This is a genomic window from Streptomyces sp. NPDC000229 (assembly GCF_040300825.1).
Classification (GTDB): domain Bacteria; phylum Actinomycetota; class Actinomycetes; order Streptomycetales; family Streptomycetaceae; genus Streptomyces.
The window spans coordinates 1-2,650 of record NZ_JBEPEL010000161.1 but is presented as its reverse complement, the minus strand read 5'-3'; the positions used below and the strand labels follow the sequence as shown (position 1 = coordinate 2,650).

Sequence of the window (2,650 nt, the reverse complement as noted above, 5' to 3'; positions counted from 1 at the left end):
ACCGCTCCCAGGTCCGCGCCGTGGAGGACGTGGTGGTCGCGCGGGCCGCGGGCGCCGTGGAGGACGTGGTGGTCGCGCGGGCCGCGGGCGCCGTGGGGGCGAACAGCTCGTCCTGGGCGGCGTCGCGGACCGTGAGCAGCGCGCCGCGCAGGACCGCCGTGCCGCCCAGGGCGCTCGCCCGGACCTCGGTACGCAGCGGGGACAGGGCGGCCAGCCGGTTCTCGACGCGGGCGGCCAGCTCCGGACCTCCCGCGTGGCCGGACTCGCCGCCCAGGACGACGCAGCCGGGGTCGAGCAGGGCGCTGACGGCGGCCACCCCGAGGGCCAGCCGGTCGGCGAGGGCGTCCAGGAACTCCTCCGCCCCGGCGGCCAGGGCCATCCGCACGGCCACGGCGCCGGGCGGCTCCTCGCCCCGGTCGGCGGCGGCCTCGATGCCGTGCTCCGCCGCCAGTGAGCGGATCGCCGACGAGCCGGCCAGCGCGTGGAACCCGCCGTCGCAACCGGTGGCCGAGGGCAGCGCGCCGGTGCCCGGGACGGGCAGGAACCCGATCTCACCGGCGCCGCCCGACGCGCCGCGCCGCAGCCTGCCGTCCAGCAGGACGGCCGCGCCGACGCCGTGACCGAGCCACAGCAGGACGAACGTGTCGCAGTCGCGCGCGGCACCTTCCCGCTGCTCCGCAACGGCCGCGAGATTGGTCTCGTTCTCGACGAGGACGTTCGCGGGCAGCCGTTCCTGGAGGACGGTCACGAGCCTGCGGTGCCAGGCCGGGAGGCCCGTCGAGTCGCGCAGCTCACCCGTGGCCGGGTCGATCAGACCGGGCGCCCCGATACCGACGGTGTGCAGCCCTCGTACACCGGCCTCGGCCACCGTCCGCTCCAGCAGCGCCACCGCGCGCTCCACGGCCGGCTCGTCGCTGTGGCCCTCCATGGGCAGGGAGGCCTCGGCGAGGGTGGCGCCCAGCAGGTCGGTGACGACCACGGAGACGCTGGTGGTGCGTACGTCGAGGGCGGCGAGGTGGGCGCGGTCGGCGACGATCCCGTACAGCCGGGCGTTGGGGCCGCGCCGTTCGGTGCCCGATTCCCCGACCACCTGGACGAGTCCGGAGCCCTGGAGCCGTTCGACGAGGTCGGCGACGGTGGGCCGGGACAGTCCGGTGAGGGTTTTGAGCTGACCTGCCGTCAACGGCCCCTGGTCCTGGAGGAGTCGCAGGGCGAGCCGGTCGTTGATGGCCCGTGCGGTGCTGGGCGATGCGGGCATGACGTGATCCTCTCAGAACTCGTCATACCAACTTACTATCAGGCAGGGTTCCTGATAATTTACCGCCTGCGGAGACGCACGACCGGGGAGGGCCCGTGGCACAGGACATGGTGTTCGGCAGGCAGCGGCTGAGGCGGGCGCGGTTCGCCGTGGCCGCCGTCTTCTGCGTGCACGGCGCCGTCACCGGCAGCTTCGCCACGCGCATCCCCTGGATCCAGGACCACGCGGGCGTCAGCGCCGGCCAACTGGGCCTCGCGCTGGCCTTCCCGGCCCTGGGCGCCTCGGCGGCGATGCCGCTGGCGGGCGCGATCAGCCACCGGTTCGGCGCCCGGCCCGCGCTGCGCGGGCTGCTCGCTCTGTGGACGCTGTCGCTGGTCCTGCCCGCCCTCGCGCCCAACGTCTACACCCTGTGCGGCGCGCTCTTCGTCTTCGGGGTCACCGCCGGAATGTCCGATGTGGCCATGAACGCGCTGGGGGTCGAGGTCGAGAACCGGCTCGACAAGTCGATCATGTCCAGTCTGCACGGCATGTGGAGCCTCGGCGCCCTGATCGGTTCGGCCTCCGGCACGCTCGCCGCGCACCTGGGCAGCGACGCCCGGCTGCACCATGTGATCGCGGCGCTCGTGCTCACCGTCCTGGGCGTGCTGTTCTGCCAGGGCGTACTGGACCTGCGCAGCGCCCCGGACGAGGAGCCGCCGCCCCGGTTCACGCTGCCGCCCAGGTCGGCCCTGGTGATCGGCGCGATCGGGTTCTGCGGGGTGTTCGCGGAGGGCGCCAGCCTGGACTGGTCGGCGGTCTATCTGCGGGACGAGCTGGGTACGTCGGCGGGCCTCGCGGCCGCGTCGACCACCGCGTTCGCCCTGACCATGGCGGTGGCCCGGCTGGTGGGCGACAGGGTCGTGGACCGGTTCGGCGCGGTGCGCACGGTACGGGCCGGAGGCTTCGCGGCGACGGCGGGCGGCGCCCTGGTGGTCGTCGTGCCGCACCCGGCGGCCGCGCTGGCGGGCTTCGGGCTGCTCGGGCTGGGCGTGGCCGTCGTCGTCCCACTGGCCTTCGCGGCCGCCGGACGCAGCGGGCCCAACCCCAGCCAGGCGATCGCGGGCGTCGCCACCATCACGTACACCTCGGGTCTCATCGCCCCGTCGGCGATCGGCGGGGTGGCCGATGTGACGTCCCTGACCGTGTCGTTCGGACTGGTCACCCTGCTGGCCTTCGGCCTGGTCCTGGGCGCGGGAGTGCTCGGCACGGGCGACCGGAAGGCCCGCGCGGCCACCGGCACGGCGCCGACCACGAAGAGCCGCCGCTAGGGCCTCTCGTTCGGATCTTGCTGGGCTCGTGACGCCTGGACACCGCACCTCGCGGCGTTGTCGTCGGTCGCCAATGCTCCGCAGT

Annotated in this window: 2 protein-coding genes; one reads left to right on the top strand and one right to left on the bottom strand. The window is 74.6% G+C overall.

Features of this window, described 5'->3' with window-relative positions; all coding sequences use genetic code 11:
* Nucleotides 1-1,258 (bottom strand): ROK family transcriptional regulator (locus ABT360_RS35220; protein WP_351825823.1); only part of this gene is annotated, 1,258 nt, incomplete at its 3' end.
* Between the two features lie 107 nt (nt 1,259-1,365).
* On the opposite strand from ABT360_RS35220, the gene ABT360_RS35215 reads away from it, so the two are divergent.
* A complete protein-coding gene (locus ABT360_RS35215; protein WP_351825825.1) occupies nt 1,366-2,565 on the top strand; it encodes an MFS transporter in 1,200 nt (399 codons plus the stop codon).
* Nucleotides 2,566-2,650 lie beyond the last annotated feature (85 nt).